We start from the raw sequence: 23,279 nt of genomic DNA, 5'->3' as shown, positions 1-23,279 counted from the left end.
GGACCTTCTAGGCGTCAACACTTTGTTGAAGTTGGTTCCGGGCGGCGCCACCGCTTGGGCGCGACGGGACAGATGTCAGCGGCGGCGCCGCCCGGAGGTCTCAGAGCCGCGCGCCCGAGAGGCGCTCCACGGACCTCAGCAGGGCCGAGTGGTCCAGCCCGCCGTCCCCCTGTGCGCGCAGCGCGGCCACCAGCTGGGCCACCACCGCGCCGACCGGCAGGGCCGCGCCCACGGCGCGGGCGGCGTCCGTGACGATGCCCATGTCCTTGTGGTGCAGATCGATGCGGAAGCCCGGCTTGAAGTCACGGTGGAGGAAGTTGTCCTTCTTCCGCGTCAGCACGGTGGAGCCGGCGAGGCCGCCGCCCAGGACGTCGAGCGCCGCCTTCAGGTCCACGCCCGACTTCTCCAGGAAGACCACGGCCTCGGCGCACGCCTGGATGTTCACGGCGACGATCAGCTGGTTCGCGGCCTTCACGGTCTGGCCCGCACCGTGCGGACCGCACAGCACGATGGTCCTGCCGAGCGCCTCGAAGACCGGCTTCGCCTCGTCGAAGTCGGCCTGCTCGCCGCCGACCATGATGGACAGCACGGCCTCGACCGCACCGGCCTCGCCGCCGGACACCGGGGCGTCCAGGACGCGGATGCCCTTCGCGGCCGCGGCCTCGGCCAGGTCCACGGAGGTCCGCGGGGTGATCGACGACATGTCGATCAGCAGGGCGCCGGACCTCGCGTTCTCGAGGATGCCGTCGGGGCCGTACGAGATGGCCTCGACCTGCGGGGAGGCGGGCACCATCGTGATGACGACGTCGGCGTCGCGCACGGCCTCGGCGATCGATCCGGCCGCGGTGCCGCCGGCGGCGGTCAGCCGGTCCAGCTTGTCCTGCTCCAGGGTGAAGCCGGTGACGTCGTACCCGGCCTTGATCAGGTTCTCGGACATCGGGGAGCCCATGATGCCGAGACCGATCCACGCGACCAGCGGGCGGGCCGGGCGGGGGGAAGGTGCGGGGTTGCTGCTCATGAGGGTGCCTCTCTGACTACGACTACGGCGATACGGCAGTGCGTTGCCGCGCGCTAACTACGGCGATACGACAGTGCGTTGCCGCGCGCTGCACGGGCGCGCGGTGACGGGGTGGCCGCTCAGCGGGCGGCGCGGGCCTCGGCCGGCAGCCAGTCGAAGGCCTCGGCGCTCGGACGGTCGCCCGGCTTGTACTCCAGGCCGACCCAGCCCTCGTACCCGGCCTTGCGGAGTTGCCCGAGCAGCTCCTTCAGCGGCAGCGTGCCCGTGCCCGGGGCGCCGCGGCCGGGGTTGTCGGCGATCTGCACATGGCCGGTCTTCGCCGCGTACGCGGCGATCACCCGCGGCAGGTCCTCGCCGTTCATGGACAGGTGGTACAGGTCCATCAGGAACCTGGCGTTGCCGAGACCGGTCGCCTCGTTGACCTGGTCGACGATCCCGATGCCGGCCGGGGCGCTCACCAACGGATAGCGCGGCGACTCCGGCTGGTTGAGGGTCTCGATCAGCAGGATCGCGCCGATCCGGTCGGCGGCCCGGGCCGCGAGGACCAGGTTCTCCAGGGCGAGCGCGTCCTGCTCGGCCGGGTCCACGCCCTCCACCCGGTTGCCGTACAGGGCGTTGAGCGCCGTGCAGCCGAGCGAGCGGGCGAAGTCGGCGGCCACGTCGATGTTGGCGCGGAACCGCTCCGACTCCTCGCCGGGGATCGACAGGGCGCCGCGGTCCGGGCCCGGCAGCCGGCCCGCGTAGAAGTTCAGGCCCGTCAGCTGGACGCCCGCCTCCTCGATCGCCTTCTTCAGGGCGTCGAGCTCGGACTGGTCGGGGGTGGGGGAGTCGACCCAGGGCCACCACAGCTCGACCGCGGTGAAGCCCGCCGCGGCGGCGGCCGCGGGGCGCTCCAGGAGCGGGAGTTCCGTGAAGAGGATCGACAGATTGACGTTGAAGCGCTGCTCCGCGGCGGTGCCCCGTTCAAGACCCGGCATATGGTCCGGCGCTCCCTTCCGTGGTCGTAGTTCCCTTTTTGAATTCCGCATTACGGAAGTTCATTTCTGCTTAATGGAAGATTGCCGTCGGGGGTTCACGCTTGTCAAGAGGGGGCCGGTGGAAAACGGCGGCGCACACGGCCGAAGCCCGGCACGCTTCCCGCGTGCCGGGCTTCAGGAGTGGCAAGGCCGGTGGCTACTTCGCGTACCCGCTGACCGAGCGGATCCAGGTGATGAAGTCGGGGGCGTCCTGGTTCGCGCCGTGCCCGCCGTCCCAGTACATGTACGTGTCGACGTCGTCGCCGAGGTTCTCCAGGCCGGCGGTGAGGTTGCCGACGACGGTCAGCGAGGTGTCGCTGTCCTTGGTGCCCACGCGGATGAACCAGTGCCGGGACCGGCCCGGGTTCTGATGCTCGATGAAGTACATCGGGTTCATCAGGTCGATCTTCTCGGGCAGGTCCGCGTCGAGGCGGGCGCCGTCGTCGCCGGTGGCCTTGCGCAGGCTCCACTGTGTGAAGTGGCGTGCCTTGGTGGTGGCCACGCCGAACAGGTTGTTCTCGGGGGCGGCCAGGGTGAAGGTGTCGAAGGACGGGACGTTCTTCTTGCGGGCGCCGACGTGGGTGAGGAAGTCGCCCCAGCCGAAGGACGCCCTGCCGCCGGACCACGTGATCCACGGGTTGGCGGTCAGGTACGCGGCGCGGTCCGCGTCCGGCAGGGCGCCGAGGTACCTGGTGGCCGACGGCTCCAGGTGTGTCTTGACCATGTACGCGTCGTAGTTGCGCGCGGTGATGCGGCCGAAGCCGTTCTTGCCCCGGAGGTTCAGCGACGCCTGGTACTCGGCGAACCCGCTCCGGAGCTCCTTGGAGAGGGTCTGATCGACCTGTGCGCCGGTGGGGAGCGGGTTGGTGCCCCAGTTCCACTCGTACGCCATGTCGGCGTGCTCGAGGTCCGTGATCGGGCAGTACGGGGCGGCGGCGAAGACGGCGTCGCTCGCGTCGGCCGCGCCCAGCTCCTGAAGGTAGGGGGCGTAGCGGTCGCTGTCGCCGGACGCGCCGAGCAGTGAGGTGAGGGCGCCGCCCGCGCTGACGCCGGTGGCGACGATGCGGTCGGTGTCGCCCGGGACGCGGCCCTTGTTGTGGCGGAGATAGCGGATCGCCGCCTTGAGGTCGACGATCGCGGCCGGGGCGACGCCGTAGTAGACGCCGGCGGTGTCGACCAGGGTCCGGCCGCGGGCGCCCGGGTCCACCACGACGAAGCCGGACGCGAGTGACAGCTTCGCGTTGACCCCCTGTCCGATGCCGGTGTTGCCGGCCGTGGAGGACGGCATGTAGCCGCCGACCGCGTTGCTGAAGACGATCGGCGCGTGGGAGGCATCGACCGCCTTGCCGTCGATCTCCACCGGGACGCTCACGTTGAGGCTCTGGTACGTCACGTCGACCGGGTCGGCGACATAGGTGACCGCCTTGAAGAACCGGTACGTCACCGCCTTGTCGCCGTCGCTCGTGGCGACGGTCGTGGTGAGGGTGGTGTAGTTCGCCGGGTCGAATGCCAGGGGGTCCGAGCCCTTCGTCCTGGTGGCGGCGGAGACCGCCCCGGTCGAGGTGGAGGCCGCCCCGGAGCCGGCGGCCCGGGCACCGCCGGCCGCGCCCACAACCGCCGGTAGGGCGGCTGTTCCGGCCAGCGCCTTCACCATCTGCCTGCGCTTCATCGCGTCTTCTCTCTTCCGGGGTGGGGGCGTGCCGGAAGGCGAGGGGCCGCTTCCGGCGGATGCGAACCTATGCGTCGGCGCGACAGATCGTCAACAATGTTGTCAACGTTAGGGAAGGGTTTGCGTCAGCGTTCCGTCCGGGCGTCCGGGGGCCGGGAAGTGCCGCTCATGGAGGGCGAGTTCGTCGCCCTTGCGGAGTCGGAGCCGGATGGAACCCCGTGTCGGCTAGGGTCGCCTCGTGGCGGACGCACCCGGTCCGTTGCCGTGAAATAGCTGGGCTTGCGGTGGAAGTCGCAGGTCAGAACGTTGTCCTGGGGGCAGTGTGCGATTGCGAGTGGAGTTCACGACCGAGCCCTTCGATCTCGACGAGGCGCCCGCGCACGCGCTGGTGGCCCGTGAGGTGGTCGAGGCGGCCGAGCTGGACGCGGTGGACGTCGGCCCGTTCGGCAACACGGCGGAGGGTGGCGCCGACGCGGTGCTCACCGCCGTGGACGCCCTGCTGCGCAAGGCCCTGGAGGCGGGTGCCACCCGTGTGTCGCTCCAGGTCAACGTGATCGGGGAGGGTGATAGGTGACCGGCAACGGGGACGAGCCGTTCATCGCGGCCGTGAAGCCGCTGGTCGACGCCATGGGTGGCGAGATGCTTCCGCCCGACGAGGCCGGCGTCGACGACGTCGTGCTCTCCTGGGAGGGCGTCGACGTGGTCGCCGTACGTCTGCCGCAGCTGGCCGACTCCCTCGACCACATCCTGGCCGCCATGGAGCGCAAGAAGGGCAAACCGCTGGCCGACCTGGACCGCAAGTCCAAGCAGGAGGTCGTGCGGATTCTCGAAGCGCGCGGCGCCTTCTCGGTGCGGCACGGCGTCGAGACCGTGGCGAGCGCCCTGGGCGTCAGTCGCTTCACCGTCTACAACTACCTCAATCGCGAGAAAGAGGCCTGACCGGAAGGGCCCTGGCTGGCACGAGCCCGGGCGAACGGGTCTGACCGGGGATGTGCTGCCCGGCCGGGTGGCGAGTCGCCGCCCGGCATCCGGACGGCGCCTCTGTTACCCAGAATTTTCAACAAACTGTTGACGTCGTGTCGCGGAGGGCGTTAGCTGGCGGCAGCCCGTTCAGTACAAGGCCACGGAGGCTCCCGTGACTTCGACTTCCACGCCGCCGGGCCTCGCCCGGTTCAACGACCTGGGGGAGCACGCGGCGCTCGCCGCCCTCCACGAGGCGTGCGCCTCCACGACGTGGGCGAGGCGGCTGATCGCCGCCCGCCCGTACGCCACCGCCGACGACCTCTACACCGCGAGTGACGCCGCGATGGCCGAACTGACCGCCGCGGACCTGGCGCAGGCGATGGCCGGGCACCCGCCGATCGGCCGCCCCAAGCCCGGCGACCCGACCTCGGCCCGGGAGCAGCGCGGCATGGCCGGCGCCTCCGAGGAACTCAAGGCGGACATGCTCGAACTGAACCTGGCGTACCAGGAGAAGTTCGGTCATGTCTTCCTGATCTGCGCGACCGGCCGCACCGGCGAGCAGATGCGCGACGCGGTCAGGGAGCGGATCGGCAACGCGCCGGAGCGGGAGCGGGAGATCGTCCGCACCGAGCTGGGCAAGATCAACCGCATCCGCCTGGCCCGACTCGTCGAAGAGGACGCACACGCATGAGCACCAGCACCACCGCCTCGGTGTCCACGCACATCCTGGACACCAGCATCGGCCGCCCCGCCGCGGGCGTCGCCGTCCAGCTCGCCGCCCGCTCGGGGCGCTCCGCCTCCTACGGGCAAGGGGGAGACTGGCAGGCGCTCGGCGGCTCCGCGACCGACGCCGACGGGCGGTGCAAGGACCTCCCGGCCCTGCCGGCCGGGACCACCCACGTACGGCTCGACTTCGCCGTCGAACCGTACTTCGAGAAGAAGCAAGCCGATGCGCAGCAGGACGCCCCCGCGAATCGGGACAGCGGTGCGTTCTTCCCCGAGGTGGCGATCACCTTCGCCGTGAAGCCCGGCGAGCACTACCACGTACCGCTGCTGCTCAACCCGTTCGGCTACTCCGTTTACCGAGGGAGCTAGCAGAAGATGACAGACGATTCCCGCCCCGGCCGCCCTGTGATGCTGGGCCAGAACCAGTACGGCAAGGCCGAGAACCGAGTCGTGAAGATCACGCGGGACGGCGCCACCCACCACATCAAGGACCTGAACGTCTCCGTCGCGCTCTCCGGCGACATGGACGAGGTCCACTACTCCGGCTCGAACGCCAACGTCCTGCCGACCGACACCACCAAGAACACGGTGTACGCGTTCGCCAAGGAGCACGGCATCGAGTCCGCCGAGCAGTTCGGCATCCACCTCGCCCGGCACTTCGTGACGAGCCAGGAGCCGATCAAGACCGCGCGTATCCGCATCGAGGAGTACACCTGGGAGCGGATCGAGGCCTCCGACGCCAACTCCAGGTTCATCGGCGCCGACGAGGTCAAGCACTCCTTCGTCCGCAAGGGCCAGGAGACCCGCGTCACCCAGATCACCTACGACGGCTCGTCCTGGGAGGTCATCTCCGGCCTCAAGGACCTCGTCGTGATGAACTCGACCAACTCCGAGTTCTGGGGCTACGTCAAGGACAAGTACACGACGCTCCCCGAGGCGTACGACCGTATCCTCGCCACCCAGGTCGCTGCCCGCTGGCGCTTCAACTGGTCTGACGACGAGCGGAAGATGCCCCACTGGGAGAAGTCCTACGAGCAGACCAGGAAGCACATGCTCCAGGCCTTCGCCGAGACGTACTCCCTCTCCCTCCAGCAGACCCTGTACCAGATGGGTTCGCGGATCATCAACCACCGCAGCGAGATCGACGAGGTCCGCTTCTCGCTTCCGAACAAGCACCACTTCCTGGTGGACCTGGAGCCGTTCGGGCTCAAGAACGACAATGAGGTGTACTTCGCCGCCGACCGGCCCTACGGCCTGATCGAGGCGACCGTCCTGCGGGACGGCTGCGAGGCGAAGATCCCGGTGGACCTCACCAACCTCTGACGTACCCGGGGTGCCCCCGGCCGGCCGGGGGCACCCGAAAACACCTTCCTTCGGCACCCGTGGCCTCCCGGCCGCGGCACTCAAAACTCCTAGGGTCCTGCCGTGCCCTGTTCACAGAGGGAAAAGGACGAACCATGGCAGCAGCCCGGCGCATCGTCATCGAGAACTGTGCGATCGCGACCGTCGACGCGGACGACACCGAGTACGCCTCCGGACACATCGTCGTCGCAGGCGGCCGCATCGAGTCGCTCGGCGCGGGCAAGGCCCCCGAGGACCTGGAGAACGTCGTACGCCGTATCGACGCCACCGGCCACCTCGTGACCCCCGGCCTGGTCAACACGCACCACCACTTCTACCAGTGGATCACCCGGGGCCTGGCCACGGACCACAACCTCTTCAACTGGCTCGTCGCGCTCTACCCGACCTGGGCGCGCATCGACGAGCGGATGGTGCACTCGGCCGCGCAGGGCTCCCTCGCCATGATGGCCCGCGGCGGTGTCACCACCGCCATGGACCACCACTACGTGTACCCGAAGGGCTCCGGCGACCTGTCCGGCGCGATCATCCGCGCCGCCCGGGAGACGGGTGTCCGCTTCACCCTCGCCCGCGGCTCCATGGACCGCAGTGAGAAGGACGGCGGTCTGCCGCCGGACTTCGCCGTCGAGACCCTCGAAGGGGCGCTGGCCGCCACCGAGGCGACCATCGACGAGCACCACGACGCGTCCTTCGACGCGATGACCCAGATCGCCGTCGCGCCCTGCTCCCCGTTCTCCGTATCCACCGAACTCCTCACGCAAGGTGCCGAGTTGGCGCGCCGCAAGGGAGTAAGGCTGCACACCCACGGTTCGGAGACCGTCGAGGAGGAGCAGTTCTGCAAGGAACTGTTCGGCATGGGCCCGACCGACTACTTCGAGTCCACCGGCTGGCTCGGCGAGGACGTGTGGATGGCGCACTGCGTCCACATGAACGACTCCGACATCGCCGCCTTCGCCCGTACGAAGACCGGTGTCGCCCACTGCCCGTCGTCCAACGCCCGCCTCGCGGCCGGGATCGCCCGGGTCCCCGACATGCTGGCGGCGGGCGTCCCCGTCGGCCTCGGCGTCGACGGCACGGCCTCCAACGAATCCGGCGAGCTGCACACCGAGTTGCGCAACGCCCTCCTCATCAACCGTCTCGGCGCCCACCGCGAAGCCGCCCTGAACGCCCGTCAGGCACTGCGCCTCGGCACCTACGGAGGCGCCCAAGTCCTGGGCCGGGCAGCCGAGATCGGCTCCCTGGAGACGGGCAAGCTGGCCGACCTGGTGCTGTGGAAGCTCGACACGCTCGCCCACGCCTCGATCGCCGACCCGGTGACCGCCCTGGTCTTCGGCGCCGCGGCTCCGGTCACGCTCTCCCTCGTGGGCGGCGAGCCGGTCGTCGAGAACAGCCGGCTGCTGCACGTCGACGAGGACGCCGTCGCCCGCTCCACGCGGGAAGAGGCGCAGCGGCTGGCGCGGATCGCCGCGCAGGCCTGACAACCGGAGATCTCCGGCCGAGGGGGACGGCCCTCGGCCGGTAGCCGTGGACCCGAGCGGGGTTCATGGCGGCCGCGTCCGGGGCGCGCATGGCTGTGCGCGCCCCGGAACGGTGTCCGTCCCGGTCCCGCACGACCGCGCATCACCTCCCTGAAACCCACGTCGACGACGACGTGCACCCGACCGGAGGAGCCGCCGTGGCCGCCCAGCCATCGCCCAGCACCGATGCAGTCCCAACCGACCAGCCCCGGCATCCAGTTGACGAGAAGCTCCCGCTTCTGAAGATGACGACCAGCGGCCTCCAGCACGTGGCCGCCATGTACGCCGGCGTCGTCGCCCCACCCCTGATCGTCGGCGCGGCCGCGGGCCTCTCCGGCACCGAGCTGACCTTCCTCACCGGCGCCTGCCTGTTCACCGCGGGCCTCGCCACCTTCCTCCAGACCCTCGGCTTCTGGAAGATCGGTGCCCGGCTTCCGTTCGTCAACGGCGTCACCTTCGCCGGCGTCGCCCCCATGACCGCGATCGTCGCCTCCACCAAGGACAGGTCCGACGCCCTCCCGATCATCTTCGGCGCGGTGATCGTCGCCGGCGCCCTCGGCTTCGTCGCGGCCCCCTTCTTCAGCAAGGCCGTCCGCTTCTTCCCGCCGGTCGTCACCGGCACCGTGATCACCCTCATCGGCGTGTCCCTGCTGCCCGTCGCCTTCGGCTGGGCCCAGGGCCCCGACCCCACGGCGGACTCCTACGGTTCGACGACCTACCTGGGGCTCGCCGCCGCGACTCTCGTGATCGTGCTGCTCCTTCGCCGCTTCACCCACGGCTTCGTCAAGCAGATCGCCGTCCTGCTCGGCCTGGTCATCGGCACGCTGCTCGCGATACCCCTCGGCGTCACGGACTTCGGCCCGGTGGCCGGAGCGGACCTGATCGGCTTCCCGACGCCGTTCCACTTCGGCGCACCGCGGTTCCAGCTCGCCGCGATCCTCTCCCTCAGCGTGGTCATGGTGGTCTCGATGACCGAGTCGACGGCGGACATGCTGGCGCTGGGGGAGATCGTCGGACGCCCCGCCGACGAGCGGACCATCGCCGCCGGTCTGCGCGCCGACACCCTCGGCTCGGCCCTCAGCCCCCTCTTCAACGGGTTCATGTGCAGCGCCTTCGCGCAGAACATCGGCCTGGTCGCGATGACGAGGATCCGCAGCCGGTACGTCGTCGCCACCGGCGGCGGCTTCCTGGTCCTGATGGGCCTGTGTCCCGTGGCCGCCTCGCTGATCGCGGTCGTGCCCCGGCCCGTCCTCGGCGGCGCGGGCGTCGTCCTGTTCGGCTCGGTCGCGGCCAGCGGCATCCAGACCCTGGTCCGGGCCGGCCTGGAGAAGGACAACAACGTCCTGATCGTGGCGGTGTCACTGGCGGTCGGCATCATCCCGATCACCGCGCCGGAGTTCTACCACGCGTTCCCGCAGACGGCGAAGATCGTCCTGGACTCGGGGATCTCGACCGGGTGCGTGGCGGCCGTGGTGCTGAACCTCCTCTTCAACCATCTGGGCAGGCGCCAGGGGGACGACGAGGTGACGGCGCCGATGGAGCCGGGCGAGGAGATCGCCGGGCAGCGGGGCGGGGCCGGCTCCCCGGCCGCGGGGCCTTCCGCGGTGACGGCACACTGACCCGGCTCGCAGGCGCCTTGCGTGTCCGGGCTCGCGCGCGGCTCCGTGTCCGGCACGGAGCCGCGGCGTCCCGGCCGTGCGCCTCGGCCGCGGCCTCGCGCGGGGGTCAGCCGATGTGGTAGCTGTCCCCGTACACCTTCCAGTCCAGTGGCGGATCCAGGTTCAGGTTGCCCTTCGTCAGGAAGACCCGCTGGGCGGTGTCGACCCGGCTGGTGTCCGAGTGGGCCTCCTCCTGCCGCATCGCCCAGACCCGGGCGTCGAGGAAGGCGTTCAGGTACGTCACCTCGTTGCCGCCCTGCGCCGGCGGCTCGGCCTTGGCCAGGGCGCGCCCGCGGATGCTGCTGAAGCTGGTGCTGTCACCGCCGTCCCCGTGCATGACGATGGCGTCGTAGTACGTGAACTGTCCGAGTACGCCGATACCGTCCGCCTTCCCCTGCCGGACGGCCGGGTCGAAGTAGACGCGGTCGCGTTCGTCGTTCTGGGCCTGCTGGAACGCCGAGTCCTGGGCCGCGCGGCGCCAGTCGCCGGGGAAGCCCGGGTCCAGGCCCTGGTGCGAGTCGCCGCCGTTGACGTTGCGCAGGGCGGGCAGATACGTGGCCAGGACGTTCCCCGGCTTGCGCTGGGTGTAGAGCTCGACGAGGTCGAGCATGTCGCCGGTGCCGGAGCAGAAGCCGATGATCCCGGCGGTGTAGCCGCGGCCGTCGCCGATGTCCTCGATGTACTTGTACTGGGCCTTCCAGTCCAGCGAGGAGTTCTCCGCGCTGGACACGAGCTTCATGGCGATCTCTTTCTTCGCCGGGTCGTCCAGGCCGACGGGTGCGGCGGTCGCGGACTGGTTCGCGACGAGTGGGCCTGCCACCAGTGAGGCTCCGATCAGGGCGAGCAGGGTGCGGCGTGAGGTGCGTATGTGGGGGGAGTGCACGGTACCTCCAAGAGGGGGAGTTCGTCGTTCCGCGTACTGTTAGGAAAGTTTCCTACCAGAGTTCGAGGGTGACGTATACCCGTCAAGAAAGCTGAGTCGGTTCCCGTGCCGCCCCCGGCCGCCCCGGCTATCGCTCGGCGGTCAGCCGTTCGTGCACCCGGACGGCGGCCTGGTACGTGTCACCCGTGGGCCGCGTCGCCAGGCCCCCGGGATTCCGGGTCCAGCGATCTTCCAGGGCGAACCAGTCGGTCTTCTTCGGCGTGCGTCCCTCCCGCGACGCCGACCGCAGCTCCGCGAAGTACGTCGACCAGCGCAGCCGGTACAGCCCGCCGACCAGTCCCGCCCACTCGCGGTTGGCGTAGTCGCGCAGCCCGGCGTCCGCACCCGCGCGGGTGCCCCACACGGTCAGCAGCGAGAGGGCGTCGTACGCGAGCCGGTCCCGCTCCGCCGCGCTCGCACCCCACGCCCGCGCGTCGGCCACCCAACGGCCCAGCAGATGACGGGAGTCGGTGGCCAGGAGTGCCTCCAGCAGGTCCATCAGGGCCAGCCAGACGCCGGTCAGCCGGTCGAAGCGGGCGGTGTCCTTGGCCTCGTACGCCGTCCTGATCTGCGGGAGGAGTACCCGGCTGCGGTTGGAGAGTGCCTGGCGGGCCACGTCGAGCAGGTCGCGGCGGTACGCCGACGAGCCGCGCAGCCCCGGCCGCACCTTCAGGAGCTCGCCAAGCGCCGGTTCGAACTCCTCGGGCCGGTAACGGAGGCGCTTCGGCGACCAGGAAGCCGCCTTCGTCGCCGCGAGGGAGGGGCGCGCCCCGAACAGCCCGTCCGCGCCCTCGCTCCACGAGTCGGCGCGCGTGGTGCCGTACGCGGTCCGGCGCAGGATGTCCCAGGCGGCCTCCGCATGTGGATCGCGTCCCCCGTAGCGCGAGCGCGCCCACCGCGCGAACCATGCGCGCAGGTCCAAGTCGCCCTCGCGCCAGGCGAGTTCGGAAAACAGGGCGAAGGCGGCCGGATTGTTGTCCGCGGCCTCCGGGAGCAGAGCGACACCGCGCAGGGTGCTGCCCGGCCTGGTGCGCCACCGCTCGTACAGCGAAGCCCAGTCGGGAGTGTTCGCGCCCAGGGTCGTATGGCCGCCGAAGTTCCAGATCGAGCCGAAGGCGTACGGGGTGCCGTGCCAGTCCGCCTCGCGGTCGGTGACCTTCGGGAAGCGGTCACAGAGGCCGTCCACGACGAGCATCCGGTCCTTGTCCACGGCGTCGACGATCGCCCTGGGCGGGTTGTGCTGCCAGCCCAGGATCACCCATACGGCGCCCGGGTGCGCGGCCCGCAACGCCCTCTCGACGCCCTTCGCCGCGTCGCCGACGGGCACGTCACCGGGGCTGCCGCCCTCGTGCAGCAGGTCCATCTTGTAGCGGGTCGAGGCGCCGCCGAACATCTCGTCCTGGATCCGGTAGAAGGCCGCGGCCACCCGTGTGAAGTGCTCGGTGCGCGGGTCCAGCCAGTCGGGCCTGGCGAAGCCCATCCAGGTGCCCTGCGGGACGGTGTGCGCACCCGCGTTGCGGTCGGCGAAGCCCGGCGGAACCGTGCCGAAGTAGCCGGGGAACACCGGTGTCATGCCCAGCTCCCGCAGCCGGTTCGCGATGCGCCGGCCGAGCGCGGCCCGGGCGTCGAGGAGCTGTTGTGAGACGGGGTCGGGGAAGGCGGAGAGGTTCTGCAGCAGCCACCAGGGCTGATGGGCCGGCCCCGGAATCCACTTCCGCAGCTCCTCGTCGGTGTACCCGAACTCCTGGAACACCCGGTGGTGGAGCGCGTCCGCGCCCGTTTGGACGAGCACTTCGTTGTAGCCGTGCAGGGCCAGTACGTCGAGCTCACGCTCCCAGTACGTCCAGTCGTGGTACGGGCCCGTGTAGCCGTCGTTCGTGTCGTTGAGGGCGAAGCGGTGCGGGACGTTCGCGCGCCGGGTCACTGTGCCGGCGAGGCCCGGCAGTGCGCGGGGCAGGCGGAGCTGCCTGCCCGCCCAGTTGATGTCGGCGTCCGCGATGTTCCTCAAGTACCAGTTCAGCCCCGTGAGCTGGGTCGCCGGTGTGCCGCCCGTGACGGTGACGCGGCCCGTACGGCCGGACACCTGGAACGTGTCGCGTCCGCCCGCCGTGCGGAACGTCAGCTGCCGCCAGTGACGGGGGAGGAGCCGGCGGGCGGCCGTCGCGGCCGAGCCCGCCGCGGGCGCTCCGTCGGCCGAGGCCGGGTCACAGGCGACGGCGGCGCCCGCGGACCCGGCGGCGAGAGCGGTCAGGAGGACGCGGCGCGCCAGCGGCATGGGGTCTCCCTCGTTCCGCGGTGGGGGTGGTGGGCGGGTCCGTGGGCATGGAAGGGATCGTGTGCGGGTGCGGTGACGCCGTGTGCGGGGATCGCCGTGTGCAGGGATACCCGCTGGGCCGCGGTCTGAGCGCACGTTCCGGCCAGATGGGGGAGCGGGGCCGGCGGCGTACGTGCTGTGACGCGTGGGTGCGGATCACCTGGGGGTGTTCGCCGGGGGCTGCCCCGAGGTGGCACGCTCCGTTCGCAGCACCCCCGCCGCCAGCACCAGCGCCGCCACGGCGATGCCCGTCGCCACCATGAACGCCAGCCGGTAGCCGGACGCGGTGGCCGCCACGAGGTCGGCGCCCCCGTGCCGCAGATGGTCGGTGCGGCTCGCCGCCAGGGTCGTCAGCACCGCGAGACCCAGCGAACCGCCCACCACCTGTGTGGTGTTGAAGAGCCCGGAGGCGAGTCCGGCGTCCTCCGCACGGGCGCCCGACATCGCGAGCCCCGTCACGGCGGGCATGGCAGCAGCGAAACCGGCGGCCAGGAGAAGCAGCGGTGGCAGGACGTCGGCGAGGTAGGTGCCGTCGACCGGCGCACGGCTCAGCAGGGCCATTCCGGCGGAGATGAGCACGAGACCCGAGAGCAGCACACGGTACGGGCCGAAGCGGGCGATCGTCCGCGCCGACAGGCCCAGCATCAGCACCCCGATCGCGATCGGCGCCGGCAGGAAAGCCGTTCCGGTGAGCAACTCACCGTATCCAAGGACGCGTTGGAGATAGAGCGCGCCGATGTACTGGAAGCCGAACATCCCCCCGATCATCAGGACCTGCACGGCGTTCGCGCCGGTCAGCACGCGCGAGCGGAACAGGCGCAGACGGAGCAAGGGGCGAGGGGCTCGGGCCTGGCGGACGGTGAACGCGGAGAAGAGGGCGAGTGAGACCGCCGCGAGGACCAGCGTGCCGGCGAGCCCGCGGTCGCCGGCGCCGACGATCGCGTACACCGTGAGCATCAGCGCGCCCGTGACCAGCGCCGCGCCCGGGTAGTCGGCGCCCCTGCCGAGCCCGGCACCCCGCTCCGGGGCGAGGAACCGCAGGGCGGCGAGCCAGGCCAGTACGCCGATCGGCAGGTTGATCAGGAAGATCCAGTGCCAGTTCAGGGCCTGGGTCAGCGCACCGCCCAGGAATGTGCCGAGCGCCCCGCCCGCCGCGCCTACCGCGCTGAACACCGCGATGGCACGGGCCTGTTCACGCGGTTCGGGGAAGAGGGCGACGAGCATGCCGAGGACGACGGCCGAGGTCATCGCTCCGCCGATCCCTTGCAGGGCGCGGGCCGCGACCAGCGTGGCCTGGCTGGTGGCGACCCCGCACAGCACGGACGCCACGGTGAAGACGGCGAGCCCCGCCGTGAACATCCGCTTGCCGCCCACGAGGTCGCCCAGGCGGCCGACCAGCAGGAGCAGTCCGCCGAACGGGATCAGATACGCGTTCACCACCCAGGCGAGCCCAGGGCCCGAAAAGCCGAGGTCGCCCTGGATCGCGGGCATGGCCACGGTCACGACGTTGCCGTCCAGGACCGTCATCAACGTACCCGCGCACAGGACGACCAGGGACGCCCACCGGGAGGGCGTTCGCTGTCGCTGTCGCGTGCGGGACTCGATCAGGAACGACATGGCTGGCTGACCTCCGTGGTCTCCGAAAGCACCTTAGGTGCACGACTTGTAACGGAGTACATCGTGGGTGACCATGGATACCGGCATAAGGAGGCACCTGAATGTCCCAAGGGAACACCGCTGTTACGGCGCAGGTCGTGAACGCGCACGCGTGCCCCGTCCGCGAAGTTCTTGACAGGGTCGCCGGCAAGTGGAGCGTGCAGATCATCGTCGCGGCCGCGCACGGGCCGATCCGCTTCACCGAGCTGGAGCGCAGCATCGAGGGCATCAGCCGGCGGATGCTCACGCTGACCCTGCGCAACCTGGAGCGGGACGGGCTCGTGACGCGCACCGTCCATTCGACGGTGCCGCCGAAGGTCGAGTACGAACTCACCCCGGTGGCAGGGGAGTTGCACGCGACCCTGCTGTCGCTGACGGACTGGGCCGAGCGGCACCGGGTCACCGTCGCACAGTCGCGCGCGGCCTACGACGCCCGGCACCGGCCGGAACTGCTGGATGGGTAGGAGGCCGCGCACCCGCTCTACAACACGGCGGGCGCGGGGTCGTGATTGACGGTCAGAGGTCGAACAAACCCGGGTCGGCGGCCAGTGCGCGGAAGTACTCGCGTGGGTCCGCGACCAGCCTGCGCTCCTTGAGGTCCAGCAGTCCGCCGACCGCCGTCAGCTCGGCGGACACCGTGCCGTCCGTCTTCCGGATCGTCTGCTCGACGCGGAAGCTCTTGCCCTCGCCCCAGACGAAGCCGCACGTCACCTCGACCTCGTCCCCCGCGCGCAGCTCCCGTTTGTAGCGGATGGTGGTCTCCAGGGTCACCGGACCCACGCCCTTGCCTGTCAGCTCCGTCTGGCTGATCCCGGCCGCGTGCAGCAGCGACCAGCGGGCGTGCTCCGCGTACTGGAGATACACGCTCTGGTTGAGGTGTCCCTGCACATCGGTCTCGTACCCGCGGACAGTCACTGCTACGGAAAACGGCTCTGCCACGACTTCCCCCTCTACGACGATCAGGACGGACGCAACACTAACGGAGCACTAGTGAGCGAGGGATCTCCAATTCCCTTGCCCCGTAGGCTCTTTGGGGCTTCGGGCTTCGGGCTTCGGGCTTCGGGCCGCCGGGGCGAGACCTCATACGCGCCTCGGTGAGGCCAGCACATACCGCGCCCCCGTGCGCGGCTCCGCGTGCTCGCCGACCTGCCAGCCCGCCTTCTCCAGCGTGGCCGCGCAGGCGCGCAACGCCTCCGGGTCCGGCTCCTGTACCGCGACCGCCTCCGGCTGGGGAGTCGCGCGCACCCGGTACCCACCACCGTCCGTGCCTGCCGGCCGGTGCCCCGCGGCCTCCAGCGCGAGCGCGGCGGCCTGCACCAGATGCGCACGCTCCCACCCGCACGGACGGTCGACGGCACCGTCCGGGCTGGTCATCCGGCGCAACTCCAGGAGCCCCTGCCAGGCACTGTGCACCTCGCGGAGGCGGGAAGGGCCGGCCTCGCCCTCCTCGCCGCCGATCCGCGCGGCGAACACGCCGGACCCGGCCTCGGCCGGCGCGGGTGTCTCGACGACCGGCTCGGGAGCTTCACGTATGCGATGCCCGGCGGGCGTCAGAAAGTGGTCGTGCGGCGGCCGCGGATGCCGGAAGGCGAGTCCTCGCTTCACCAGGGCGGCGAGCTGGGCCTCGGTCCCCTTCAGTCGCCCGGTGACGGGATCGGCGGCCTCGATGACGCGCCGCTGCGCGGCGGTCGGCGGTCGGGTCACGGCGGCGCTCCTTCCTTCGTCCTCTCGGCGGGCGGCCTGCTGACCGGCCCACTTGAAGACTACGAGGAGGGTCTGACATTCCAGCTGGCCACCACATGGCGGCGGTGCTCCGTGCTCAGCCGGCTCACCGTTCCGGTCGCGAGCTGGAACAGGGCGCCGCCCGAGGCGGGCAGCCCCAGCCGCCGCGCGGCCAGCACGCGGAGGAAGTGACCGTGGGAGACCACGACGACACTGCCCTCCGTGTCGGCGAGCGCCGCGTCGACCTTGGCCAGCATGCGCTCCGCGCGCGCCCCGACCTCCTCCGGACTCTCCCCGGGGTGCTCCGGCGGGCCGGGCTCGACCCCGTCCGTGAACAGGAACCAGTCGGGCCGGGTCCGGTGGATCTCGACGGTCGTGACCCCCTCGTACCCGCCGTAGTCCCACTCGCTCAGGTCCGCGTCGACGCGCGCCCCGTCGAGCCCCGCCAGCCGCGCCGTCTCCCGCGCCCGCCGCATCGGGCTGACGAACGCGGCCCCGACGTGGTGCGAGGCGATCAGCGGAGCCAGCCTGCGCGCCTGCTCCCGTCCGTTCTCGGTGAGCGGAATGTCGGTCGACCCCGTGTGCCGCCCGGACACCGACCACTCGGTCTCACCGTGCCGTACGAGGAGAAGGTCACCCATCGCCACACCCTTTCTGTCCCTTCGTACGGTGACACCGCCGGGTGCCGGCCGCAGGTCCGGCTGCGCCGGACAGCCCTACTGCGCCGGACAGCCCCAATGTGCCGGACGGTCTTACTGCCGGTACCCGCTCAGGAACCGCCCGATCCGGCTGATCGCCGCGTCCAGGTCGTCCGCGTGGGGGAGCGTGAGGATGCGGAAGTGGTCGGGGCGGGGCCAGTTGAAGCCGGTGCCCTGGACCACCTGGATCTTCTCCCGCAGCAGCAGGTCCAGGACGAACTTCTCGTCGTCGTGGATCTTGTGCACGGTGGGGTCGATGCGCGGGAACGCGTACAACGCGCCCTTCGGCTTCACGCACGAGACGCCCGGGATCTCGTTGAGCTTCTGCCAGGCGCGGTCGCGCTGCTCGTACAGCCGGCCGCCCGGTGCGGTCAGCTCCTGGATGGACTGGCGGCCGCCGAGCGCGGCCTGGATCGCGTACTGGGCGGGGGCGTTCGCGCACAGCCGCATGGAGGCGAGCATCGTCAGGCCCTCCAGATAGCTGCGGGCGTGCTGCTTGGGGCCCGTGACGACCAGCCAGCCGGACCGGAAGCCGGCCACGCGGTACGTCTTCGACAGGCCGCAGAAGGTGAGGACCACCAGGTCGGGCGCGAGGGCGGCGGCCGAGTGGTGCACGGCGTCGTCGTACAGGATCTGGTCGTAGATCTCGTCCGCGAACACCATCAGGCCGTGCCGACGGGCGAGATCGAGGATGCCCTCGACGATCTCCTTCGGATAGACCGCGCCGGTGGGGTTGTTGGGGTTGATGATGACCACGGCGCGCGTGCGGTCGGTGATCTTCGCGGCCATGTCCGCCAGGTCCGGGTACCAGTCGGCCTGCTCGTCGCAGAGGTAGTGCACCGCCTTGCCGCCCGCGAGCGTGGTGACGGCCGTCCAGAGGGGGAAGTCCGGGGCCGGGATGAGGACTTCGTCGCCGTCCTCGATCAGCGCCTGTACGGCCATCGAGACGAGTTCGGAGACGCCGTTGCCCAGGAACACGTCGTCGACGTCGACCTCCAGGCCACGGTCCTGGTAGCGCTGGGCCACGGCGCGGCGGGCGGAGAGGACGCCGCGCGAGTCGGTGTAGCCGTGCGCCCGGGGGAGCATCCGGATCATGTCCTGGAGGATCTCCTCGGGCGCCTCGAAGCCGAAGAGCGCGGGGTTGCCGGTGTTCAGGCGCAGCACGCTGTGGCCCGCCTCCTCCAGCGCGTTGGCGTGCTCGATCACCGGGCCGCGGATCTCGTAACAGACCTCGCTGAGCTTGCTCGACTGCCGGAACTCCATGCGCTGTGCCCTCCGGTTCGTGGTGTTACTTGGTTTTACCAAGTCAGAGCTTGGAAAGTCCAACAACATGTCTAGACTGCGTCGCATGCCACCTCGCCGAAGCTACGACCAGTACTGTTCCGCGGCCCGAGCCCTCGACGCCGTCGGTGACCGCTGGACCCTCCTGATCGTCCGCGAGCTGCTCGGCGGCCCGCGCCGCTACACCGATCTGCACGCGGACCTGCCGGGTGTGAGTACCGACGTACTGGCGTCCCGGCTGAAGGACATGGAGCGCGACGGGCTGACGACCCGGCGCCGGTTGCCGCCGCCGGGTGCGGTGTACGTGTACGAACTCACCGGGCGCGGGCGTGAGTTGCTGCCCGTTCTCCAGGCGCTGGGCAGCTGGGGTGCGCCCGCGCTGGCGGAGCGCCGGGCCACGGACGCGGTGCGCGCGCACTGGTTCGCGCTGCCGTTGCTGCGCTCGCTGGAGGGGGACGGCCTTGCCGTCGGCCTGCTCGAAATCCGCCTGGAGGAAGGGCGGTTCCATCTGCACCTGGGTGCGGCGGAGGGCCCGGCGTACGGCGAGGGACCGGCCCCCGAGGAGCCCGACGCGCGTCTGGTCATCGACGCGGACACCTGTATGGCCCTGAGCCGTGAGACTTTGACGCTCCATCAGGCCGTACGGGAGGGCCGCGCCGAGATCACGGGCGAGAGCGCGCTCGCCAAGCTGCTGCGCGGCGACTGACACCGCCCGTCGGTCTCGCGCGGGCGGTCGCCCGTCCGTCTGGTGGGGGCCGTCGGCTGCCTGTCCTGCGCGGGCCGCCGTCGCCCGTTCGTCCCGCGCGGCCGTCCGTCCGCCTGTTCCCACGGGCCGTCTCCCGTCCGTCTGGTGCGGGTCGCCGTCCGCGCGGCCCCCGTACGGCCCCCGTGCACCCGCCCTTGCGGCCCCGCGCACCCGCACCCACCCCCGCACGGGCCACCCGCACCCACCCCCGCACGCGCACCCACCCCCGCACGGTCGCCCGCCCCCGCACGGGTCACCCGCCCCGCACCCGCACGCACAAGGAGGCCCGCCGTGCCATGGGGCACGGCGGGCCTCCGCCTTGTCGCGCGCGTCCGTCACGCGCCCGGTGGTACCTGCCTGGGCCGGCCCGAGCCCTTCGTCAGCGCGTACCCGCCGATTCCGGCGAGCGCCGCGAGGATGCCGCCGATCGCCGTCCACACCCAGCGGTCGGTCCACCAGCCGGAGGCCCAGCCGTCGTCGGGCTCCAGTGAGAACAGCGAGGCCTTGGCCGAGTCCGATCCCTCGTCCGACGTGTCGGAGGCCGTCGCGATCCCCGGCACCAGCGGCTGGGACAGCGACCCGTCGACCGCCGCCGAACCGCCGATGTCCTTGGAGTCCACCTGGACCTCCGCGCTCACCGGCAGCCCCAGGTCGCCCGTCGCCACGTCGACCAGGGTCAGCCGGACGTAGTACGTGCCCGGCAGCGGATCATCGGCCCACGGCTCCGACCACGCGCGGACCGTGCGCAGCGTGCAGGACAGGTCGACGGAGGTCGCGTCCTGGGCGGCCGTCCGCGTCTGCGCCCCGTACTGGCACGCCTGGCGGCGCCGCAGCCCGTCGTAGACGTCGAGCTGCCAGGTCTGGCTCGCGCCGCGCTCGGCGGACTGCGGGAACTTCACCGTCGCCTTCACGGTGGGCCGCAGACCGGTGTCCGCGGGGAACGACCAGTACAGGTAGTCGCCCGCGGAGCCGCCGGCCGTGGCCCGCTGCCCCTGCGCGATCTCGGTCGCGGTACGGAACGAGGTGCCCGCCGAGGTGGGCGCGGCACTGTCCCCGGAGGGGCTCGCGGACGGCGAGGAGTCGGCGACGGCCGGTGCCACGGCGGCGCCGAGCAGCAGACCCGCCGCGACCAGGACACCCGAGTTCCGGACACCTGACTTCAGTACACGTGAGATACGCATCAGTTGGTCCTCCAGACCGCGAACCGCCAGCGCGACAGCCAGCCCCACAGCAGACCCGCGAGGAAGCCGGTCAGCACCAGGGCGCCGAGCAGCCACCAGCCGCGCCCGAGGCCGAACGAGGCCACGTCGCCCGCCTGGTCGGGTCCGTCCACCACGTCGACGGTCAGCTCCAGCGGCAGTCCGGGCGTGGTCTTCACGCCGGCGGCCGGCGAGAAGGAGTGGGAGACCTGGAGACACACCGTCTCGGCGGTGGCGTCCTCGTCGTCGCTCTCGGCCTTCGGATAGCGCAGACCCGTCGACACGACGTCCGTACGGCCCGTGCCCGCGGCCTCACCGCGGACGATCTCACGGTTGTGCACGGTCACCGCCCGCAGCAACACCCCGTAGTCCGGGTTCACCTGACGGTCGGCGGAGAGGCTCACCGAGGCGCGCAGCTCCTGCCCCGGCTTCACGTCCACGCGGTACCAGCGGTGCTGGGCGAACTCCGCACGGTCCGTGAAGAGCCCGGACTTCAGCGTCGGCGCCTTCGCGCAGTCGGCGGCGCCGTCCACGGCGACCGGCGTCACCACCTTGTCGGCGGCGCGGTCCACCAGCTGGTTGACCTTGTCGGTGAGGTCCTCCTTGTGCTCCACCGAGGTGTACGTGCCGCCGGTCGCCTCGGCGATGCAGCTGAGCTGCTTGCTCAGCTTGCTGTTCGGCACCAGACCGAGGGTGTCGATGGTGAGCCCGACGCCCTTGGCCGCGATCTCCCGGGCCACCTCGCACGGGTCGAGGGGGGCGCAGGTGTCCTCGCCGTCGGTGATGAGGACGATGCGGTGCGAGCCGGTGCCGCCGTCGAGGTCGTCGGCCGCCTTGAGCAGGGCCGGGCCGATCGGTGTCCAGCCGGTCGGCGAGAGCGTCGCCACCGCCGTCTTGGCCTCGGTCCGGTCCAGCGTCGAGACCGGGTACAGCTGCGCGGTGTCCTTGCAGCCCGTCTTGCGGTCGTCGCCCGGGTAGTTGGCGCCCAGCGTGCGAATGCCGAGCCGCACCTCCTCGGGCGTCGCGTCCAGCACTTCGTTGAACGCCTGCTTCGCCGCGGCCATCCGGGATCCGCCGTCGATGTCCCGGGCCCGCATGGAACCGCTGACGTCGAGGACGAGGTCCACCTTGGGCGCGTCGGCTGTCGTCTCGTCGGCGACGGCGCCGGCCGGGAAGGCGAACCCGGCCGTCAGGGCGGCGAGCAGAGCGCAGAGCCCCACCGCCAGCCGTTGTCTTGTGATCATCGGCGGATCCTATTGATCAAAGGGTCCGGGCTTCAAAACGAGCGGGCTCCGGTCTCAGAACGCGCGCGTGACGAGCGGGTTGGGCAGCTGTGCCCAGCTGTCCCCCGGCCGGTCGGGCGACAGCCGCATCAGCGTCAACGCCTTGGCCGGCAGCGGCTCTTCGAGCAGCGCCGTCAGATCGGGGGTGCGCGGCAGATCCCGCGCCGCGGCGGCGAGCGCCTCCCGCAGCGCCGGCCCCGACCCCGCCGTCGCCGCCAGCGCGCCCGCGACGAGGGAGCCGAACAGTTTGCGGCGCAGGGTGGTTTCGTCGTCCGTGACGAGACGCCCGCCGAGATCCGGGAGCGGGACACCGTGCCGGGCCAGCCGGGCCGGGCTGACGCGGATGTCGGCGAGGTCGCGGTACACGAGGCGCAGCGGGGCACCCGTGGCGGACAGGACCACCAGGAGGTTCTGGCCGTGCGCCTCCAGGGCCACGCCCAGGTCGAGCAGCCGCAGACCCACGGTGAGCGTGAGCCGGGTGAACTCGGCGAGCCACGCGGGAGAGCCGGGCAGCCCGGTACCGGTGAGCGAGGCCACCGGAACGACACGTTCCGCCGCCTCCGCGTCGGCGTACGTGTCCGGGGACTCGCGTACCACCGCGGCCAGCTCGGGCCGGCCGGCCGTGGCCGCGCCCAGGGTGCGGGTGATGTGCAGCAGGCCGTCCGTGCGGGCGGCGAAGGCCTCGGCGAACTCCGACACCGTCGCGGACGTCTCGATCGAGTACACGGAGATGTCCCGCACGGACGATGTCAGCCGGGCGCTGAGCGCGGTCTTGACGTCCGGGCCGCCGTCGCGGAGCGCGAGGGTCCGCAAGGACATCAGCGGGTGGGCGGCCGGCCCGTCCTCCACCGGTGCGTCGAGCACGTGTGCCGTCTGCCAGGGGTGGACCGGAATCAGCACGCGCTCCCCGTCCCGCAGCCACTTGGGCCACTCGCCCCGGACGAGACACTCCTCCACGGCCACGAGGCCCAGCCGCACCACCGGCCGGTGCTCGGGCCCGTAAGCGAGCTGCTCGGCGGCCGAAAAGCCGGGCCGGGAACGGCAGTTGGGGTGGAACGGATGCCCGTCGACCACCCGCTGTTCCCACTCCCAGCTCGTCGTCGGCGACTTCGGGTCGACCCGCGGCTGACCGGCCCGCGACAGGGCCAACGAGGCGACACTGTGGTCGAGTTCGGCGGCCAGGGCCGGGCCGTGCGGGACGCCGAGCGCCGACACCAGCCGGGCCGGATGCGCGTACGACGTCTCGTCGAGCCGCACGCCGGTGACGTACGGAGCGGTCGCGTACGGGTCCGAGGGCGGGCCGTGCAGCCGGCGTCCGTCGGCCAGCCGCAGCGTGAGTCCGCCGGGCTCCGGCTCCCGGTGCGCGATCCACGGCAGCGGCTCATGGGCCAGCGCCCGCCACAGCCGGGTCAGGACGGCCGCACGGGCGCCCGGGAGCGCGGCCGCGTACGGCGCCGACAGGCCGGGCCGTACGGCGTCGAGCTCGGCGGCGAGCTCGGACTCTGCGGTGGCGGGACGGTGCACGGTCGGGCT

Annotated in this window: 22 protein-coding genes; 9 read left to right on the top strand and 13 right to left on the bottom strand. The window is 71.4% G+C overall.

What is annotated here, in order from left to right:
• Positions 1-100: 100 nt before the first annotated feature.
• The 3 genes from GTY58_RS10665 to GTY58_RS10655 all read right to left on the bottom strand — a co-directional run bounded on the left by GTY58_RS10665 (position 101) and on the right by GTY58_RS10655 (position 3,703).
• Positions 101-1,018 carry a 2-hydroxy-3-oxopropionate reductase gene (locus GTY58_RS10665; RefSeq protein WP_010983465.1) on the bottom strand — a complete coding sequence of 306 codons (918 nt, stop codon included), beginning with the start codon at positions 1,016-1,018 and terminating at the stop codon, positions 101-103.
• Between the two features lie 119 nt (positions 1,019-1,137).
• Complete coding sequence (locus GTY58_RS10660; RefSeq protein ID WP_010983464.1) at positions 1,138-1,995, bottom strand: TIM barrel protein; 858 nt, start codon at positions 1,993-1,995, stop codon at positions 1,138-1,140.
• Positions 1,996-2,191: 196 nt separating this feature from the next.
• Entirely contained in the window at positions 2,192-3,703 is a 1,512-nt protein-coding gene (locus GTY58_RS10655; RefSeq protein ID WP_010983463.1) for a subtype B tannase, read from the bottom strand.
• Between the two features lie 322 nt (positions 3,704-4,025).
• On the opposite strand from GTY58_RS10655, the gene GTY58_RS10650 reads away from it, so the two are divergent.
• From GTY58_RS10650 to GTY58_RS10620, 7 genes are all read left to right on the top strand, one after another.
• Positions 4,026-4,277, top strand: coding sequence for a hypothetical protein (locus GTY58_RS10650; protein WP_010983462.1), 252 nt, complete (start codon positions 4,026-4,028; stop codon positions 4,275-4,277).
• Positions 4,274-4,642, top strand: coding sequence for a helix-turn-helix domain-containing protein (locus tag GTY58_RS10645; RefSeq protein ID WP_010983461.1), 369 nt, complete (start codon positions 4,274-4,276; stop codon positions 4,640-4,642). The genes GTY58_RS10650 and GTY58_RS10645 overlap by 4 nt, the downstream gene beginning before the upstream one ends.
• Positions 4,643-4,838: 196 nt before the next feature.
• On the top strand, positions 4,839-5,357 hold the full coding sequence (gene uraD, locus GTY58_RS10640; protein ID WP_010983460.1) for a 2-oxo-4-hydroxy-4-carboxy-5-ureidoimidazoline decarboxylase: 519 nt from the start codon (positions 4,839-4,841) through the stop codon (positions 5,355-5,357).
• Positions 5,354-5,761: a hydroxyisourate hydrolase gene (uraH, locus tag GTY58_RS10635; RefSeq protein ID WP_010983459.1), complete on the top strand. Its 408-nt coding sequence runs from the start codon at positions 5,354-5,356 to the stop codon at positions 5,759-5,761. Before uraD ends, uraH begins: the two co-directional genes overlap by 4 nt.
• A 6-nt stretch (positions 5,762-5,767) precedes the next feature.
• Complete coding sequence (pucL, locus tag GTY58_RS10630) at positions 5,768-6,715, top strand: factor-independent urate hydroxylase (protein WP_010983458.1); 948 nt, start codon at positions 5,768-5,770, stop codon at positions 6,713-6,715.
• 134 nt (positions 6,716-6,849) lie between these two features.
• Positions 6,850-8,229, top strand: coding sequence for an 8-oxoguanine deaminase (locus GTY58_RS10625; protein ID WP_010983457.1), 1,380 nt, complete (start codon positions 6,850-6,852; stop codon positions 8,227-8,229).
• 284 nt (positions 8,230-8,513) lie between these two features.
• Entirely contained in the window at positions 8,514-9,887 is a 1,374-nt protein-coding gene (locus GTY58_RS10620) for a nucleobase:cation symporter-2 family protein (protein ID WP_042492921.1), read from the top strand.
• Between the two features lie 106 nt (positions 9,888-9,993).
• Here GTY58_RS10620 and GTY58_RS10615 read toward each other — a convergent pair whose 3' ends face one another.
• The 3 genes from GTY58_RS10615 to GTY58_RS10605 form a co-directional block, all read right to left on the bottom strand.
• Positions 9,994-10,809 (bottom strand): chitosanase, encoded by an 816-nt coding sequence (locus GTY58_RS10615; protein WP_010983455.1) that lies wholly within the window; start codon positions 10,807-10,809, stop codon positions 9,994-9,996.
• 127 nt (positions 10,810-10,936) lie between these two features.
• On the bottom strand, positions 10,937-13,123 hold the full coding sequence (locus tag GTY58_RS10610; RefSeq protein ID WP_010983454.1) for an alpha-N-acetylglucosaminidase: 2,187 nt from the start codon (positions 13,121-13,123) through the stop codon (positions 10,937-10,939).
• A 195-nt stretch (positions 13,124-13,318) separates the two neighbouring features.
• The gene (locus GTY58_RS10605; protein ID WP_010983453.1) at positions 13,319-14,779 is read right to left on the bottom strand and encodes an MFS transporter; all 1,461 of its coding nucleotides are present in this window, start codon (positions 14,777-14,779) and stop codon (positions 13,319-13,321) included.
• 101 nt (positions 14,780-14,880) lie between these two features.
• Here GTY58_RS10605 and GTY58_RS10600 point away from each other — a divergent pair, with 101 nt between their 5' ends.
• A complete protein-coding gene (locus GTY58_RS10600; RefSeq protein ID WP_010983452.1) occupies positions 14,881-15,282 on the top strand; it encodes a helix-turn-helix domain-containing protein in 402 nt (133 codons plus the stop codon).
• Between the two features lie 52 nt (positions 15,283-15,334).
• Here the strand turns inward: GTY58_RS10600 and GTY58_RS10595 are convergent, their stop codons facing one another.
• The 4 genes from GTY58_RS10595 to GTY58_RS10580 form a co-directional block, all read right to left on the bottom strand.
• Complete coding sequence (locus tag GTY58_RS10595; protein ID WP_010983451.1) at positions 15,335-15,757, bottom strand: acyl-CoA thioesterase; 423 nt, start codon at positions 15,755-15,757, stop codon at positions 15,335-15,337.
• Positions 15,758-15,898: 141 nt separating this feature from the next.
• Entirely contained in the window at positions 15,899-16,522 is a 624-nt protein-coding gene (locus GTY58_RS10590) for a hypothetical protein (protein ID WP_037647287.1), read from the bottom strand.
• A gap of 59 nt (positions 16,523-16,581) precedes the next feature.
• On the bottom strand, positions 16,582-17,181 hold the full coding sequence (locus GTY58_RS10585) for a histidine phosphatase family protein (protein WP_010983449.1): 600 nt from the start codon (positions 17,179-17,181) through the stop codon (positions 16,582-16,584).
• A gap of 111 nt (positions 17,182-17,292) precedes the next feature.
• Positions 17,293-18,501, bottom strand: a complete 1,209-nt coding sequence (locus tag GTY58_RS10580) for a pyridoxal phosphate-dependent aminotransferase (RefSeq protein ID WP_010983448.1) — start codon at positions 18,499-18,501, stop codon at positions 17,293-17,295.
• An 85-nt stretch (positions 18,502-18,586) separates the two neighbouring features.
• Between GTY58_RS10580 and GTY58_RS10575 the strand changes: the two genes are divergently transcribed.
• A complete protein-coding gene (locus GTY58_RS10575; RefSeq protein WP_037647292.1) occupies positions 18,587-19,225 on the top strand; it encodes a helix-turn-helix domain-containing protein in 639 nt (212 codons plus the stop codon).
• Between the two features lie 374 nt (positions 19,226-19,599).
• On the opposite strand, the gene GTY58_RS10570 is transcribed toward GTY58_RS10575, so the two are convergent.
• Genes GTY58_RS10570 through GTY58_RS10560 form a run of 3 tightly spaced genes read right to left on the bottom strand, consistent with a single transcriptional unit; the run spans position 19,600 to position 23,270 of the window.
• The gene (locus GTY58_RS10570) at positions 19,600-20,445 is read right to left on the bottom strand and encodes a hypothetical protein (protein ID WP_010983446.1); all 846 of its coding nucleotides are present in this window, start codon (positions 20,443-20,445) and stop codon (positions 19,600-19,602) included.
• Positions 20,445-21,707, bottom strand: coding sequence for a VWA domain-containing protein (locus GTY58_RS10565; RefSeq protein ID WP_010983445.1), 1,263 nt, complete (start codon positions 21,705-21,707; stop codon positions 20,445-20,447). Before GTY58_RS10565 ends, GTY58_RS10570 begins: the two co-directional genes overlap by 1 nt.
• 54 nt (positions 21,708-21,761) lie before the next feature.
• Positions 21,762-23,270, bottom strand: coding sequence for an IucA/IucC family siderophore biosynthesis protein (locus GTY58_RS10560; protein ID WP_010983444.1), 1,509 nt, complete (start codon positions 23,268-23,270; stop codon positions 21,762-21,764).
• Positions 23,271-23,279: the final 9 nt, after the last annotated feature.

Origin of the sequence: Streptomyces sp. SID5469, from assembly GCF_009862865.1 — a bacterium.
GTDB lineage: Bacteria > Actinomycetota > Actinomycetes > Streptomycetales > Streptomycetaceae > Streptomyces > Streptomyces avermitilis.
This window is presented reverse-complemented; position numbering and strand designations above follow the sequence as displayed.

Excerpts from the sequence above, each read along its gene's own strand:
- GTY58_RS10665 (WP_010983465.1), bottom strand. The coding sequence starts at position 1,018 with ATGAGCAGCAACCCCGCACCTTCCCCCCGCCCGGCCCGCCCGCTGGTC.
- GTY58_RS10660 (WP_010983464.1), bottom strand. The coding sequence starts at position 1,995 with ATGCCGGGTCTTGAACGGGGCACCGCCGCGGAGCAGCGCTTCAACGTC.
- GTY58_RS10655 (WP_010983463.1), bottom strand. The coding sequence starts at position 3,703 with ATGAAGCGCAGGCAGATGGTGAAGGCGCTGGCCGGAACAGCCGCCCTA.
- uraH (WP_010983459.1), top strand. The coding sequence starts at position 5,354 with ATGAGCACCAGCACCACCGCCTCGGTGTCCACGCACATCCTGGACACC.
- pucL (WP_010983458.1), top strand. The coding sequence starts at position 5,768 with ATGACAGACGATTCCCGCCCCGGCCGCCCTGTGATGCTGGGCCAGAAC.
- GTY58_RS10625 (WP_010983457.1), top strand. The coding sequence starts at position 6,850 with ATGGCAGCAGCCCGGCGCATCGTCATCGAGAACTGTGCGATCGCGACC.
- GTY58_RS10620 (WP_042492921.1), top strand. The coding sequence starts at position 8,514 with ATGACGACCAGCGGCCTCCAGCACGTGGCCGCCATGTACGCCGGCGTC.
- GTY58_RS10610 (WP_010983454.1), bottom strand. The coding sequence starts at position 13,123 with ATGCCGCTGGCGCGCCGCGTCCTCCTGACCGCTCTCGCCGCCGGGTCC.
- GTY58_RS10605 (WP_010983453.1), bottom strand. The coding sequence starts at position 14,779 with ATGTCGTTCCTGATCGAGTCCCGCACGCGACAGCGACAGCGAACGCCC.
- GTY58_RS10600 (WP_010983452.1), top strand. The coding sequence starts at position 14,881 with ATGTCCCAAGGGAACACCGCTGTTACGGCGCAGGTCGTGAACGCGCAC.
- GTY58_RS10585 (WP_010983449.1), bottom strand. The coding sequence starts at position 17,181 with ATGGGTGACCTTCTCCTCGTACGGCACGGTGAGACCGAGTGGTCGGTG.
- GTY58_RS10580 (WP_010983448.1), bottom strand. The coding sequence starts at position 18,501 with ATGGAGTTCCGGCAGTCGAGCAAGCTCAGCGAGGTCTGTTACGAGATC.
- GTY58_RS10575 (WP_037647292.1), top strand. The coding sequence starts at position 18,587 with ATGCCACCTCGCCGAAGCTACGACCAGTACTGTTCCGCGGCCCGAGCC.
- GTY58_RS10570 (WP_010983446.1), bottom strand. The coding sequence starts at position 20,445 with ATGCGTATCTCACGTGTACTGAAGTCAGGTGTCCGGAACTCGGGTGTC.
- GTY58_RS10565 (WP_010983445.1), bottom strand. The coding sequence starts at position 21,707 with ATGATCACAAGACAACGGCTGGCGGTGGGGCTCTGCGCTCTGCTCGCC.